Source organism: Kingella oralis, from assembly GCF_014054985.1.
Taxonomy (GTDB): domain Bacteria; phylum Pseudomonadota; class Gammaproteobacteria; order Burkholderiales; family Neisseriaceae; genus Kingella_B; species Kingella_B oralis.
Genome location: NZ_CP059569.1, coordinates 786,188 through 799,518 on the forward strand (window position 1 = coordinate 786,188; position 13,331 = coordinate 799,518).

At 55.8% G+C, this 13,331-nt stretch carries 13 protein-coding genes; 4 read left to right on the forward strand and 9 right to left on the reverse strand.

Features of this window, described 5'->3' with window-relative positions; all coding sequences use genetic code 11:
• Positions 1 to 85: 85 nt before the first annotated feature.
• Positions 86 to 1,741 carry an electron transfer flavoprotein-ubiquinone oxidoreductase gene (locus H3L93_RS04200; protein ID WP_003796527.1) on the forward strand — a complete coding sequence of 552 codons (1,656 nt, stop codon included), beginning with the start codon at positions 86 to 88 and terminating at the stop codon, positions 1,739 to 1,741.
• Between the two features lie 91 nt (positions 1,742 to 1,832).
• On the opposite strand, the gene crcB is transcribed toward H3L93_RS04200, so the two are convergent.
• From crcB to H3L93_RS04215, 3 genes are read right to left on the reverse strand one after another with little or no spacing between them, the layout of a single operon-like run.
• Complete coding sequence (gene crcB, locus H3L93_RS04205) at positions 1,833 to 2,195, reverse strand: fluoride efflux transporter CrcB (protein WP_003796525.1); 363 nt, start codon at positions 2,193 to 2,195, stop codon at positions 1,833 to 1,835.
• A 14-nt stretch (positions 2,196 to 2,209) separates the two neighbouring features.
• On the reverse strand, positions 2,210 to 2,458 hold the full coding sequence (locus tag H3L93_RS04210; RefSeq protein ID WP_003796523.1) for a hypothetical protein: 249 nt from the start codon (positions 2,456 to 2,458) through the stop codon (positions 2,210 to 2,212).
• A gap of 32 nt (positions 2,459 to 2,490) precedes the next feature.
• Positions 2,491 to 3,303 carry a ferritin-like domain-containing protein gene (locus H3L93_RS04215; RefSeq protein WP_003796521.1) on the reverse strand — a complete coding sequence of 271 codons (813 nt, stop codon included), beginning with the start codon at positions 3,301 to 3,303 and terminating at the stop codon, positions 2,491 to 2,493.
• 192 nt (positions 3,304 to 3,495) lie between these two features.
• Between H3L93_RS04215 and lolA the strand changes: the two genes are divergently transcribed.
• Entirely contained in the window at positions 3,496 to 4,110 is a 615-nt protein-coding gene (gene lolA / locus H3L93_RS04220; protein ID WP_155803200.1) for an outer membrane lipoprotein periplasmic chaperone LolA, read from the forward strand.
• A 117-nt stretch (positions 4,111 to 4,227) separates the two neighbouring features.
• Positions 4,228 to 5,739 carry a ubiquinone biosynthesis regulatory protein kinase UbiB gene (gene ubiB / locus H3L93_RS04225; RefSeq protein WP_003796516.1) on the forward strand — a complete coding sequence of 504 codons (1,512 nt, stop codon included), beginning with the start codon at positions 4,228 to 4,230 and terminating at the stop codon, positions 5,737 to 5,739.
• 1,024 nt (positions 5,740 to 6,763) lie between these two features.
• On the opposite strand, the gene scpB is transcribed toward ubiB, so the two are convergent.
• From scpB to H3L93_RS04250, 5 genes are all read right to left on the reverse strand, one after another.
• The gene (gene scpB / locus H3L93_RS04230; RefSeq protein WP_003796511.1) at positions 6,764 to 7,348 is read right to left on the reverse strand and encodes an SMC-Scp complex subunit ScpB; all 585 of its coding nucleotides are present in this window, start codon (positions 7,346 to 7,348) and stop codon (positions 6,764 to 6,766) included.
• A gap of 60 nt (positions 7,349 to 7,408) precedes the next feature.
• Complete coding sequence (locus tag H3L93_RS04235) at positions 7,409 to 8,575, reverse strand: CAP domain-containing protein (RefSeq protein ID WP_246313996.1); 1,167 nt, start codon at positions 8,573 to 8,575, stop codon at positions 7,409 to 7,411.
• A gap of 305 nt (positions 8,576 to 8,880) precedes the next feature.
• Positions 8,881 to 9,423 carry a hypothetical protein gene (locus tag H3L93_RS04240; protein WP_155803142.1) on the reverse strand — a complete coding sequence of 181 codons (543 nt, stop codon included), beginning with the start codon at positions 9,421 to 9,423 and terminating at the stop codon, positions 8,881 to 8,883.
• 72 nt (positions 9,424 to 9,495) lie between these two features.
• On the reverse strand, positions 9,496 to 10,461 hold the full coding sequence (locus H3L93_RS04245; RefSeq protein ID WP_003796505.1) for an acetyl-CoA carboxylase carboxyltransferase subunit alpha: 966 nt from the start codon (positions 10,459 to 10,461) through the stop codon (positions 9,496 to 9,498).
• 106 nt (positions 10,462 to 10,567) lie between these two features.
• Positions 10,568 to 10,753: a hypothetical protein gene (locus tag H3L93_RS04250; RefSeq protein WP_040558671.1), complete on the reverse strand. Its 186-nt coding sequence runs from the start codon at positions 10,751 to 10,753 to the stop codon at positions 10,568 to 10,570.
• Here H3L93_RS04250 and murI point away from each other — a divergent pair.
• Positions 10,752 to 11,552 (forward strand): glutamate racemase, encoded by an 801-nt coding sequence (gene murI, locus H3L93_RS04255; RefSeq protein ID WP_003796501.1) that lies wholly within the window; start codon positions 10,752 to 10,754, stop codon positions 11,550 to 11,552. The two genes, H3L93_RS04250 and murI, sit on opposite strands and share 2 nt — an antisense overlap.
• Before the next feature lie 280 nt (positions 11,553 to 11,832).
• Here the strand turns inward: murI and argH are convergent, their stop codons facing one another.
• Positions 11,833 to 13,218 (reverse strand): argininosuccinate lyase, encoded by a 1,386-nt coding sequence (gene argH, locus H3L93_RS04260; RefSeq protein WP_182077704.1) that lies wholly within the window; start codon positions 13,216 to 13,218, stop codon positions 11,833 to 11,835.
• Positions 13,219 to 13,331 lie beyond the last annotated feature (113 nt).

The following is a 13,331-nucleotide window of genomic DNA, read 5'->3' on the forward strand; positions in this document are numbered from 1 at the left end:
GCCGTTATCCAAAATAAAACCATGCCGCGCTTGGAATGCGGCGCAAAGGCAGCCTGAAAAAACATAATCAACAAGGAATCCAACCATGAACCAAACTGAACGCGATGCGATGCAATACGATGTGGTAATTGTGGGCGCGGGTGTAGCGGGCTTGTCTGCCGCGATTAAATTGAAGCAGCTGGCGGCGGATGCTGGGCGCGACATCAGCGTGTGCGTGCTGGAAAAGGGCAGCGAAGTGGGCGCGCATATTGTGTCGGGCGCGGTGTTTGACCCGATTGCGCTGAATGAATTATTGCCCAATTGGCGCGAGCTGAATGCGCCGCTTTCGCGTGCCGTTACCGAAGACGAAGTGTTGTTTTTAACCACCGAGCAATCTTTCAGGCTGCCTGTTACGCCAAATTTTGATAACCACGGCAACTACATCATCAGCTTGGGGCAGCTGTGCCGCTGGCTAGCAGAGCAGGCGGAAGGCTTGGGCGTGGAAATTTACGCGGGCTTTGCCGCAACCGAATTGCTGTTCCACGCCGACGGCAGCATCAAAGGCGTGGCAACGGGCGATATGGGCGTGGGCAAAGACGGCGCGCCCACGGCAAATTTCCAAGCGGGCATGGAATTGCACGCGCAGCAAACGCTGTTTGCCGAGGGCGCGCGCGGCTCGCTCACGCAGCAAGTGATGGCGCAATTTGCGCTAAACCGCGATTGCCAGCCGCAAACTTATGGCTTGGGCATCAAAGAGATATGGGAAGTGTCGCCCGAGCAATGCCACGCGGGGCGCGTGCAGCACACGGTGGGTTATCCGCTGGATCAGCGCACTTATGGCGGCGCGTTTGTTTACCATCTGGACAACAACCAAATTGCGCTGGGCATGGTGATTGGGCTGGATTACGCCAATCCCTATCTCTCGCCCTTTGAAGAATTGCAACGCTGGAAGCTGCATCCTGCCATCCGCAAAATGCTGGAAGGCGGGCGGCGCGTGGCGTATGGAGCGCGGGCGTTGGTGGAAGGCGGTTTGCAGAGTTTGCCGCATTTGGCGTTTGCAGGCGGCGCGTTGATTGGCGATTGCGCGGGTTTTTTGAATGTACCGCGCATTAAGGGCTCGCACGCGGCGATGAAATCGGCAATGCTGGCGGCAGAAGCTATTTTCCCCTTGTTGGACGATTTGGGCGATAGGCAGCCTGAAAGCGGTAAACAAGCCGATGAATACGAAAAATTGTTTCAAAACAGTTGGCTGTATCAAGAATTGCATCAGGCGCGCAATATCCGCCCCGCGTTTAAATGGGGCTTAATTCCCGCGATGATTTATTCGGGCTTGGAGTTTTACCTGCTCAAAGGGCGCGCGCCGTGGACGATTAAGCACCACGGCACCGACCACGGCAGCCTGAAAAAAGCCGCCGCCTGCCAGCCGATTGATTATCCGAAGCCCGACGGCAAGATTACGTTTGACCGACTCAGCAGCGTGCAGCTGGCGAACGTGGCGCATGAAGAAAACCAGCCCGTGCATCTGCGCCTGCGCCATCCGCGCCTGATGCTGGATGTGAACGCGGCGGAATACGCCTCGCCCGAAACGCGCTATTGCCCCGCTGGTGTGTATGAAATCGTGCAAAAGGGCGGCGCGGCGCGGTTGCAGATTAACGCGGCAAACTGCGTGCACTGCAAAACCTGCGACATTAAAGACCCCACGCAAAACATTGAATGGACTTGCCCCGAAGGCGGGGGCGGGGCGAATTACGGCGCGATGTAAACATGGCTATTAACGCCAATAAAGGCAGCCTGAAAACGGTTTTTCTGTTTTCAGGCTGCCTTTGCGTTGAACCAAACAGGCTATTGCGTAATTATCGCGCCAGCTTGCCCACCAGCCACGCGCCCAATACCACCGCGCCCACGCCGCCGCCCAAATGCAGCAGCAGCGCAGTAAGCAAATTGTGCCATTGCTGGCGTTGGCTCAGTTGCACCAATTCGGCGGCAAAGGTGGAAAACGTGGTCAAGCTGCCGAGCAAGCCTGTGATTAGGAATAGTTTGATGTTGGTGGGCAGATTGAGCGCGAGAGCAGCACCGATGGCGAAGCAGCCAATCAGGTTGGCGAGCAGCGTGCCCAGCGGCAATGCTGCCCAGCTTGGGTTGAACCATGCGGCAAGCTGCCAGCGGATAAGCGCGCCGATGATTGCGCCTGCGGCGATGTAGAAGGGTTGGGGCATTTTCAGGCTGCCTTTTAGAAATCAAACTCGCCTTTGTCGCGTAAATCGTTTTCAAGAACGGCTAATCTATAACCCAGCCTAAACACCTCATCAATGTTATTTTCGCTGGCTTGAATAGTTGCAAGATTCAATTCATCTTCAATTTCAGAAATAATTTCAAAATAAACATGAGCGTGAGGGCTTTCGTTATACTCCTTTACTGCTTGTTCCAATATGTTTAAATCCATAACCATAACATTAAATGTTATTTTCTCTGTATTCATTTTATCTATTTCCTATTGTTGAATAGCGTGTGCTACACCTTCAAACTCGCCTCAAAATGTTCCAACATCGCCAGTTCAAACGCACTAAACCCCGCCTGCTCCCGCGCTTCCAGATTAACGTGCCCGCGAAAAATAAACATATCGTAGCGGCGCAGCAAGCGGCGGAACAGCTCTTGCGGGTCAAGATTGCGCTCGCGGCAAAGGTGTTGATACCAATGGTTGCCAAAGCGCACATGTCCTACCTCGTCGCGGTAAATAATATCCAGCACCGCGCAAGTTTCATCATCGCCGCGCTGCGCCACCTTGGCGCGAATGGCGGGGGTAACATCCAGCCCACGCGCTTCCAGCACGCGCGGCACCAACGCCATCCGCAGCAAAGGGTCATACGCCGTTTTGTATGCCATGTCCCACAAATGCGCGTGCGCGGTGAAGTCGCCGTAGTCGTAGCCATGCGCGTTCAGCCGTGCGCGCATCAGCGCAAAATGTTCGCATTCTTCCTTTGCCACTTGCAGCCAGTTTTCAGCAAACGGCGCAGGCAGCGTGCGAAAACGATACACCGCATCCAGCGCAAGGTTAATCGCGTTAAATTCAATGTGGGCAATCGCGTGCAACATCGCCGCGTAGCCTTCGGCGGTGCTGGTTTTGCGCTTGTCCACCGCCGTGGCAGGTACCAGCTCGGGGCGCGCGGGGCGGCCTGCGATTTGAATATCGTGCACAGGGCTGTCGTTCACGATTTTCAGGCTGCCTGTTTGATATTGTTGATACAACGCCAGCGTTTGCTTGCATTTGCGCGTGGGGTTGGTTTCGCGCAGAGCGTGTTCCAGTTGCGTATAAAAATGAGTCATGATTTAAAATTGGGTAAACCAAAATGAATTTTGTTGTTTGGATTGAATGGGTTATCGCGCATCATGCATTTTACACAGCGTGAAAGGCTTTTCAGGCTGCCTGAAAGTATCTAATATCCGCGCTGCTTGTTAGAACCTGCAAATTGAATGCAGGTTCTTGTATTGTAACGCAACTACTATAAGGACTAAATGATGAAAACTTGGAAAACCCTATTTGCCGCTGCCTTGTTCACCGCGTTTGCCGCTCAAGCCCAAGCGGGCGCGATTGATGCGCTGAAAAAGTTTAACGACGATGCAGACGGCATCAGCGGCTCGTTCACGCAAACCGTGCGCAGCAAAAAGAAAACGCAAATCAGCTCGGGCAGTTTCAAAATCTTGCGGCCAGGGCTGTTCCGCTGGGAATACACCAAGCCTTATCAGCAAACCATTGTGGGCGATGGCAAAACCATTTGGTTGTATGATATTGAATTAAAACAAGTTACCAAGTCCGACCAAAACCAAGCCATTGGCGACAGCCCCGCGGCTATTTTGTCTAACAAAACCGCGCTGGATGCCAGCTATTCGCTTAAAGAAGACGGCAGCAAAAACGGCGTGGATTATGTGCTCGCCACACCGAAGAAAAACAACGCGGGCTATCAATTTATCCGCATCGGCTTTAAAGGCGACACGCTGGCGGCGATGGAGCTGAAAGACAGCTTCGGCAACCAAACCAGCATCAGCTTTGGCGGCGTGAACACCAACGCCCATTTATCGCGCGGCGCGTTTACGTTTACTCCGCCCAAAGGCGTGGATGTGTTGAGCCAGTAGTGTGAAGTTGATTTTCAGGCTGCCTATTCGGGGATGGATAGGCAGCCTGAAAACCATCTCGCCGCCGCAAAACCTTTATAATCGCGTTTTCTTGTTCACTGTTTACGATTGCCCGCTATGAAATGGTTTTCCCGCCCCGCCGTTATCCTGAAAACGCTGTATCGCTATGGTTTGGCCGATATGGTTACGCCGCATATTCGCTTGCGCTGGTTGCAAAAACTGGCGTTGCGGCTGCCCAAATCGCAGCAGTTTGCGGGCGAGCCATTGCCTGTGCGGCTGCGCTTGGCGTTGGAAAGCCTAGGGCCGATTTTTGTGAAGCTGGGGCAGGTGCTGTCCACGCGCCCCGATTTGCTGCCGCCTGATTACGCGGCGGAGCTGGCGAAGTTGCAGGATAAAGTGCCGCCGTTTGCTGCAGCGTTGTCGCGCCAGCAGATTGAAGCGTCGCTGGGGCGGCAAATTGATGAATTGTATGCAGAATTTGGCGACGAGCCTGTGGCAAGCGCGTCCATTGCGCAGGTGCATCGGGCGCGGCTGTTTAGCGGCGAAGCGGTGGCGGTGAAGGTGTTGCGCCCCAATTTGCTGGGCGTGATTGAACAGGACTTGGCGTTGATGCGCTTTGCGGCGACGTGGATTGAGCGCGTGTTTGCCGATGGCAAGCGCTTGAAGCCGCGCGAGGTGGTGGCGGAGTTTGACAAATATTTGCACGATGAACTGGATTTGATGCGCGAGGCGGCGAACGCCAGCCAGCTGGGGCGGCAGTTTGCCGACAGCGATAAGTTGATTGTGCCGCAGGTGTTTTTTGATTATTGCAGCCGCGAGGTACTGACGATTGAATGGATGGACGGCACGCCGATTTCGGATATCGGCAGCCTGAAAGCGCAGGGCATCGATTTGAAACAGCTGGCGCGTTACGGCGTGGAGATTTTTTTCACGCAGGTGTTCAACAACGGCTTTTTCCACGCCGATATGCACCCCGGTAATATTTTGGTGGCGGCAGACGGGCGGTATATCGCGCTGGATTTCGGCATCGTGGGCAGCCTGACGGAGTATGACAAGCGTTATCTGGCGATTAACTTTTTGGCGTTTTTTAACCGCGATTATCATCGAGTGGCAACGGCGCACATTGAAAGCGGCTGGGTGCCGCCTGATACGCGGGCGGAAGATTTGGAAGCGGCGGTGCGCACGGTGTGCGAGCCGATTTTTAACAAGCCGCTGTCGCAGATTTCGTTTGGCATGGTGTTGATGCGCCTGTTTGAAACCAGCCGCCGTTTTAATGTGGAAATTCAGCCGCAGCTCGTGTTGCTGCAAAAAACGCTGTTAAACATTGAAGGCTTGGGGCGACAGCTAGACCCCGATTTAGACTTATGGAAAACGGCAAAACCGTTTTTGGTGAAATGGATGGACAGCCAAATTGGCGTGCGCGCGCTGCTGAAAAATTTGAAGGACGAAGCCCCTGATTGGGCGGAAATTCTGCCCAGCCTGCCGCGCAAAGTTGCCGCGCTGGTGGACGAGAAAAAACAGGATGAAATGCGGCAGGCAACGCTGCATTTGATTCACAGTCAGCGGCGGCAGAATTTTTGGCTGGGGGTGATTGCGCTGGTGTTGGTGTTGATGTTGCTGTTTAAGTGATGGAGGTGGTTGAGGCAGCCTGAAAATGTGTTGAGATGCGTTTTCAGGCTGCTTTTTGTGTGCAGAATGAGGCAGCCTGAAAATGGTTTGTGCTTTGTGGTTAGCTTTGGGTGTGATTTTAACCATGCGTCTCGTGCCGACGGGGCACTTACTTTTCTTTGCTTCGCCAAAGTGTGAACCTGTATTCATCATCCACGCGATAGCTTTCGCGTCCTAAAAACATGGCTACTGCGTTGCAAATGCTCGCAAGGTATCCAACCTTGCTGCGCTTTGCGCCTTGTATCCATGCTTTTATGCCGCAAAATCTATTCACGCGGATAATGAACACAGGTTCAAAGCAAAAGAAAGGCGACCCTGACGTGCAGGTTTGGCACGCCAAACTTTCCGAAGGCTGCATCCTTTTTTCGGCGCGTGCGAACTAGCCGCGCTACGCGCGTCGTCGGACAAGCGCACGCTTTTTCCCGAAAAAAAAATGCTGCGTTCGGCTGGACGTAGGGGAGAGGGCAGTAGTATCAAGCAGTTGTGAAGCGTTAGGCAGCCTGAAAGCCAATCTATCCAGTAAAAAAACCGTTTGGCGCAATACCAAACGGTTTTGTTTTTCAGGCTGCCTTTGTTTGCATAATGGGGCAGCCTGAAAATGGTGTAGGAGGGCTTGTTGCGAAATGGCGAATTAAACAAACTTTGCTGGTTGCCAAGATGTCGGCGAGCCGCCGACGCTCCATTGGTTGCAGGTTTTGCAAAGGTTTCAGGCTGCCTTTTGTGTGCAGAATGAGGCAGCCTGAAAATGGAACGGCGACGGCTGTCGCCAAAATCGCGCGTTTGAATAAGCTGCGCTTGTGTTGGTTATTCCATCGTGGTGGGTGATGGGTTGCTTAAACGGTTGATGTTGCGCGGGGTGCAGGGGCTTGCCCCTGCTCGTGGTAGGCGGCGAAACGCCTGCGCGGGCGAAAAATAGGCAATGGGCAGCCTGAAAGATGGCTGGTAAACAAGGGGAAAGGTAGCCTGAAAATGGGGCTTGGCGGGGTTATACGGGCTCGGGTTCGGCTGTACTGCTGGCTTCTTCGTTTGGGCTAAACAGTTCGGGGATTTCGGGCAGGATAAGTTCGCCCAGCTCGGTGAGCGGGGGGAGTTCGGCGAGGCTGGTGAGTTGCAGGTCGCTGAGAAATTGGTCGGTGGTCGCCCACAGTGAGGGTTTGCCGATGCTGTCGCGCTGTCCGATGATTTCTATCCAGCCGCGCTCTTGCAGGGTTTGCATGACGTTTTGCGATACGCTGACGCCGCGGATGTTTTCTATGTCGCCGCGGGTTACGGGCTGTTGGTAGGCGATGATGGCGAGGGTTTCCATGACGGCGCGGGAGTAGTGGGGGGTGCGGGTGTCGTTGAGGCTGGCGAGTTGTGGGTAGGCGGCGGGGGTGATTTGGAAGCGCCAGCCTTCTGCGCTGTACACGAGTTCTAGGGCGCGGTTTTGCCAGCGGGCTTTCAGGCTGCCTAATACGTCGATGAGTTTGTCGGGGGAAAGGGGCGGGGTGCAGAGTTCGCGCATGGCTTTTTCGCTGAGGGGCTCGGTTTGGGTGAGCAGGGCGGCTTCGATTAGGGATTCTGGGGTCATGGTGGTGGGGGTGTGAGTGTAGTTAAAGGATTTTCAGGCTGCCTTTGCTTTGGGGCGCGGTTATTCAAACCAATGGCGTTTTTTGCGGGTGCGGAATGTCCATGTTTCGGTGTGTTGTTTGCCGTTTTGGCTGTAAACGAATTGGGCGGTGTATTCGGTGTTGTAGTCTAGGGGCTTGGGGGCAAAGAGGGCAAATTCGTTGGGTTGCAGTTGGTGGTTGGGGTCGCTGGCGGCGGTGAGGATGGTGGGGTTGGCGATTTCGCCGTGGCTGCTGCGTAGGGTGAAGCGGTGTAGGGTGATGGGGGCTTGGTTGCCGTAAAAGGCGATGCTGACGGGGTTGCCAACGGGGTTGCGGGTGGGCATGGGGTTGGGGTTTTCTTTGCCGTCGTAGCTGGGGTCGATGTTGTTGCCGATGGGGAATTTGACGGGGGCAAGGTGTTCGGGGGGGAGTTCGTCGAGTGGGATGCTGGTGCGTTCGCCGTTGCAGGGTAGGGTGAGCAGGTAGCGGCTGCGGTTTTGGGCGAGTTGGTCGGCTTGGGCACAGAGTTCGCGCTCGTGGCTACTGCCTTGTTCTACGACGAAGGCGGTGTATTTGCCGCGCACCCATGCTGCGCCTGCTTCGTTGTGGGTGGGGGTGAGCAGGGCGAGGCGGTGGTAGAGGGCGGTCATGAGGCTGTCGGTGCTGGTTCTGCCTGAGCGGGCGAAGTTGCTGATGGTGAGGTTTTCGGCGACGCCTGCGCTGTATCCTGCGGCGGCGGCGCGGGTTTGGGGGGCTGCGCCTGTGTAGCTGGGGTGGCTGCGTTGGGTTTCGTTGTGGCCTTCGGGGTGGCGGCTGAGGTAGTTGGCGTGGTTTTGGGCGGCTTTTTGCAGTTGGGGGTTGGGGGCGAGGGGTTGCAAGCCTGCTTGGGTGCGCCAGTAGTTGAGGCGGTCTAGCCCTGCTTTGGCTTCTTTGGCGGGGTTGTAGCGGGCTTGGGAGAAGTAGCCCATGCCGAGCAGTAGGGCGGCGAGGGGCAGCCAGAAGTAGAGGAGGCGGCGGATAAGGGGGGATTGGGGGCGTTGTGTGCGGGATTTTTTCATGGTGGGGGGGAGACAGCCTGAAAAGCGTGGGGGTGGTGGTTGGCAGGGGTTTTCAGGCTGCCTTTTGGGGTGGGGTTTATGGGGACGTAAAATAAAACGATAAGTAGGGCGTTGCCGTTGTGCTATTTGGCTTTGCCAAACGTAGGGCATGAACACGTTTACACGCCCTACGTCGCAGTTGGTGGGGGATGGGCTGTTTTCGTTTTGGCTTTATAGTGAACCAAAATAAAACAATATCTGATTTGGCGGTGTAGGGTGTGTGTCGTAGGCACGCACGCGGTGAGTTGTGGTATTGGGAACGGCGTGCGTGGCAAAGCTACACACCCTACTTGTTATTTGTGGCAGCGAGCCGCCGCCGTTCCATTTTGGGTTTCAGGCTGCATTGGATGGTTGAGGCAGCCTGAAAAGGATTGGGCGGCTGTTAAACCGCAAGTCATCGCCGCGCTTTTGCGTTTTCAGGCTGCCTTTTGGGATTCGTTGAGCAAAATCAGGGTTTCGTAGTCCAAGTGGTGCGCCCATTCGCGCAACAGCAGCAACACGGCGCAAAAGGCGGTGGTTTGCGGCAGCGACGGTAAGCTGTGTTGCGGGCGATAACCTGCGACTACGACAAAGGCGTGTTCCAGCGTGTCGCGCGTGATGGTTGCGCCGTGTGGATGGGTTTGGTGGGGCAGGGTGAGCAATAATTCTGCGCCTTGGACGGCGAGGGGCTGGGTGTTTTGCCGCCAGTCGCGCAGCGGGTAGAGCGCGTCTTCAACGGTTTGGATGGCGGTTCCCCATGCGTAGTCGCTGGGCGGGTAGTGGGTGAGCTGTTGTTGGATTTGGTTTAGGGTGAGGGCGATGGGACGGCTGGTGTCGGCATCGGTTAGGGTGATGGGGCGGGCGGTGAGGTTGAGAATATTCATGGCACAGTCGGGGGATGTTTGTTTCAGGCTGCCTTTGATGGCGGGCAATCGTGAGGCAGCCTGAAAACCCATCAAGCCGAAAACCCGCATTAACAATCATCTTGCGAACACGGGTTTGCACATGGTTTGGTTTTAGGAGCGGCTGGGTTTCAGGCTGCCTTGGGTGGTTTACTTGTTTTTGTCAATAAATTGCCCATAGTTCATAATGCGGTCAAAGCGGCGCGAGAGTAAATCGTCCAAACGCATGCCTTGCGCTTGGGTAATTTGTTGTTCTAGCGTGGTTTTCACGGTGTTCATCAGCTCGGCGTAATCGCGGTGTGCGCCGCCCAATGGTTCTTTAATCACGTTATCCACTAAGCCGAGTTTGTGCAGGCGGTCGGCGGTGATGCCCAGTGCGGCGGCGGCTTCGGGGGCTTTTTCGGCGGTTTTCCACAAAATGGACGCGCAGCCTTCGGGCGAAATCACGGAATAGGTGGAATATTGCAGCATATTGATGTAATCGCCCACCGCAATCGCCAGCGCGCCGCCCGAGCCGCCTTCGCCGATAATGGTGCAGATAACGGGGGTGTGCAATTTGGTTAATTCGTAAAGATTTTTGCCGATGGCTTCGGATTGGTTGCGCTCTTCCGCGCCGATGCCCGGATACGCGCCGGGGGTGTCCACAAAGGTGAGCACGGGCATGCGGAATTTTTCGGCAAGGTGCATCAGGCGCAGGGCTTTGCGGTAGCCTTCGGGGCGGGGCATGCCGAAGTTGCGGTGCAGTTTTTCTTTGGTGTCGCGCCCTTTTTGATGCCCAATCACCACCACGCTGTGCCCATTAAAACGGGCTACGCCGCCGATGATGGCGTGGTCGTCGGCATAATGGCGGTCGCCGTGCAGCTCTTGAAAATCGGTGCACAGCGCGTTGATGTAGTCTTGGGTGTAGGGGCGTTGCGGATGGCGCGAGATTTGCGAGATTTGCGCGGGGGTGAGTTTGGCGAAAATGGATTTGGTTAAATCGGCGGCTTTTTTCTGCAAACGTTTGATTTCATCGGAAATATCCACGGCAGAATCGCCTTGCACAAGGCGCAATTCTTCAATTTTGTTGTTCAGCTCGGCGATGGGTTGTTCAAAATCTAGATAGATGGGTTTCATGGTTTCGTCTCGCAAAATGGGGATAGCGTGTTTGCTCTATCGCTTGTTAATCAATGTGTTAGCTTTGATAACGGGCGGCGGGCGGCAAAAATGGCTGAATGATACGCTATCGGTTTGGTTTTTGCACGGGTTTGTGCGGGTGTTTTGCCGGGGCGGAAAAGCCAATCAACACGCTTTGGGTTTCAGGCTGCCTGAAAACGGCTTTGCGGGTAAAATGCGCGTTTTTGTTTTTCAGGCTGCCTTTGCTCTGTCTATTTACGGCAGCCTGAAATCTTGTTTTGAGTGCAACCATGAATACTAATCCCATCGGCGTGTTTGATTCGGGCGTGGGCGGTTTAACCGTTGTCCGCGCCCTGATGGAACGCCTGCCCAACGAGAATATCGTTTATTTTGGCGACACGGCGCGCGTGCCCTATGGCGTGAAATCGCGCTCCACCATTGAAACCTTTACCGCGCAAATCGTGGATTTTTTGCTGCAAAATCAAGTGAAAGCCTTGGTGATTGCGTGTAACACGATTGCGGCGGTGGCGCATCAGCGCGTGCAGCAGATGGCGGGCAATATGCCCGTGTTAAGCGTGATTGAAGCGGGCGCACAAGCCGCGCTGGCGACCACGCGCAACGGCAACATCGGCGTGATTGCCACCAGCACCACGGTAAACAGCAATGCCTACGCCCGCGCCATCAGCGCACGCAACGCCGACACGCGCATTCTGTCGCAAGCCGCGCCCTTACTGGTGCCGTTGGTGGAAGAAGGCTGGCTGGAACACGAAGTAACACGGCTCACCGTGCGCGAATACCTGCGCCCGTTGCTGGCAGACAAAATTGACACGCTGATTTTGGGCTGCACGCATTTTCCGCTGTTAAAGCCGCTTATCAAGCAGGAAGCGCCGCACATTGAGCTGGTGGACAGCTCCACCACCACCGCCGAAGCCGCCGCGCAGGCTCTTGCCACCGCCGATTTGCTGAACACGCAAACCGCCGCGCCCGATTACCGCTTTTATGTGTCGGATATTCCGCTGCGCTTTCAAACAATCGGCGAGCGGTTTTTGGGGCGCAGCTTGGAGCAGATTGAGATGTTGCGGCTGGGGTAGGCGGGATAGGTTTGCGGCAGCCTGAAAACGCAATGGGTGCGCCGTCAAACGTTTTCAGGCTGCCTAGGGCGTATTCCCTTAGGCAGCCTGAAACCTGAAATGACGTATTCAACAGGGTTTTACCGGTTGGCAACATCGGCGGGCCGCCGCTCCATTGGGCGTAGGTTTGGCAAAGGTTGCAGCCTGAACACCATAAGCAGGCATGGGCGAAAACATAGCGGCAGCCTGAAAACGGGAATGGACACGCCATCAACCGTTTTCAGGCTGCCGCCATCTGTACTTATTGCGCCAGCAACGCCCGCCAGCGCGCCACTTGCGCCTTCACCTGTTCGGGCGCGGTGCCACCGATGTGGTTGCGCGCGTTCAGGCTACCTTCGGGGGTGAGAATTTGGTAAACATCGTTTTCAATCAATGGGCTAAACCCTTGCAACACCGCCAGCGGCAAGTCGGCAAGATCGCATTTTTGCGCGTCGGCATGGCGCACGGCTTGGGCAACGACTTCGTGGCTGTCGCGGAACGGCACGCCTTTTTTCACCAGATAATCCGCCAAATCGGTGGCGGTGGCGAAGCCTTGCAGCACGGCGGCGCGCATATTTTCGGGCTTCACGGTGATGCCGCGCATCATGTCGGCGTAAATCCGCAGCGTGTCCACCAGCGTGTTTACCGTGTCAAACAGCGGCTCTTTGTCTTCTTGGTTGTCTTTGTTATACGCCAAGGGCTGCGATTTCATCAGCATCAGCAAGCCCATCAAATGCCCAATCACGCGCCCCGATTTGCCGCGTACGAGCTCAGGCACATCGGGATTTTTTTTCTGCGGCATGATGCTGGAACCCGTGCAGAAGCGGTCGGCGATGTCAATGAAACCGAAACGCGGCGACATCCACACAATCAGCTCTTCGGACAGGCGGCTCAAATGCACCATCACCAGCGAAGCGGCAGCGGTGAACTCTATGGCGAAATCGCGGTCGGAGACGGCATCCAGTGAGTTTTGGCAAATTTGTTCAAAATCAAGCAGTTTGGCGGTGGTTTCGCGGCGGATGGGGAAGGTTGTGCCTGCCAGCGCGGCGGCACCCAAGGGCATGCGGTTCACGCGGCGGCGGCAGTCTGCCATGCGCTCGTCGTCGCGCCCCAGCATTTCCACATAGGCAAGCAGATGGTGCCCGAAGCTGACGGGCTGGGCGACTTGCAGGTGGGTGAACCCCGGCATCACGGTGGCGGCGTGTTCAGCGGCCAAATCCACCAGCGCGGTTTGCAGGTCTTTAATCAGGCGGCGGATGGTGGAGATTTCGTCGCGCAGCCACAGGCGGATGTCGGTGGCGACTTGGTCGTTGCGGCTGCGCCCTGTGTGCAGGCGTTTGCCTGCGTCGCCGATTTTGTCGGTGAGGCGGCGTTCGATATTCATGTGCACGTCTTCCAAATCGAGCGACCATTTCAGGCTGCCTGCTTGGATTTCGGCGGCGATTTCCGCCATGCCGCGCTGGATGGCGGCAAGGTCGTCGGCGGAAAGCACGCCCGCTTCGTGCAGCATTTGGGCGTGGGAGAGCGAGCCTTGGATGTCCCATCGGGCGAGCCGTTGGTCAAAACCGATGGAGCCGGTGTATTGTTTGACCAGTTCGGATACGGGTTCGTTGAAGCGTCCCGACCAAGTTTTTTGTGGGGTTGTCATGGGGTGTCCTTTGGGGGGGGGTGGAAGGGTTGGTTTGCGGCTTCGCTGCGCGGCGCAGGCAGCCTGAAAACGGAAAACCGGTTTTCAGGCTGCCTTTATTCAATCGCGGGGGC

What these genes read in the sequence shown, in the direction of transcription:
- lolA (WP_155803200.1), top strand. Translation starts at nt 3,496, where the DNA reads ATGAAAACTTGGAAAACCCTATTTGCCGCTGCCTTGTTCACCGCGTTT.
- H3L93_RS04215 (WP_003796521.1), bottom strand. Translation starts at nt 3,303, where the DNA reads ATGACTCATTTTTATACGCAACTGGAACACGCTCTGCGCGAAACCAAC.
- H3L93_RS04245 (WP_003796505.1), bottom strand. Translation starts at nt 10,461, where the DNA reads ATGAAACCCATCTATCTAGATTTTGAACAACCCATCGCCGAGCTGAAC.
- H3L93_RS04210 (WP_003796523.1), bottom strand. Translation starts at nt 2,458, where the DNA reads ATGAATACAGAGAAAATAACATTTAATGTTATGGTTATGGATTTAAAC.
- scpB (WP_003796511.1), bottom strand. Translation starts at nt 7,348, where the DNA reads ATGACCCCAGAATCCCTAATCGAAGCCGCCCTGCTCACCCAAACCGAG.
- H3L93_RS04250 (WP_040558671.1), bottom strand. Translation starts at nt 10,753, where the DNA reads ATGGTTGCACTCAAAACAAGATTTCAGGCTGCCGTAAATAGACAGAGC.
- murI (WP_003796501.1), top strand. Translation starts at nt 10,752, where the DNA reads ATGAATACTAATCCCATCGGCGTGTTTGATTCGGGCGTGGGCGGTTTA.
- argH (WP_182077704.1), bottom strand. Translation starts at nt 13,218, where the DNA reads ATGACAACCCCACAAAAAACTTGGTCGGGACGCTTCAACGAACCCGTA.
- H3L93_RS04200 (WP_003796527.1), top strand. Translation starts at nt 86, where the DNA reads ATGAACCAAACTGAACGCGATGCGATGCAATACGATGTGGTAATTGTG.
- crcB (WP_003796525.1), bottom strand. Translation starts at nt 2,195, where the DNA reads ATGCCCCAACCCTTCTACATCGCCGCAGGCGCAATCATCGGCGCGCTT.
- ubiB (WP_003796516.1), top strand. Translation starts at nt 4,228, where the DNA reads ATGAAATGGTTTTCCCGCCCCGCCGTTATCCTGAAAACGCTGTATCGC.
- H3L93_RS04235 (WP_246313996.1), bottom strand. Translation starts at nt 8,575, where the DNA reads ATGCCCTACGTTTGGCAAAGCCAAATAGCACAACGGCAACGCCCTACT.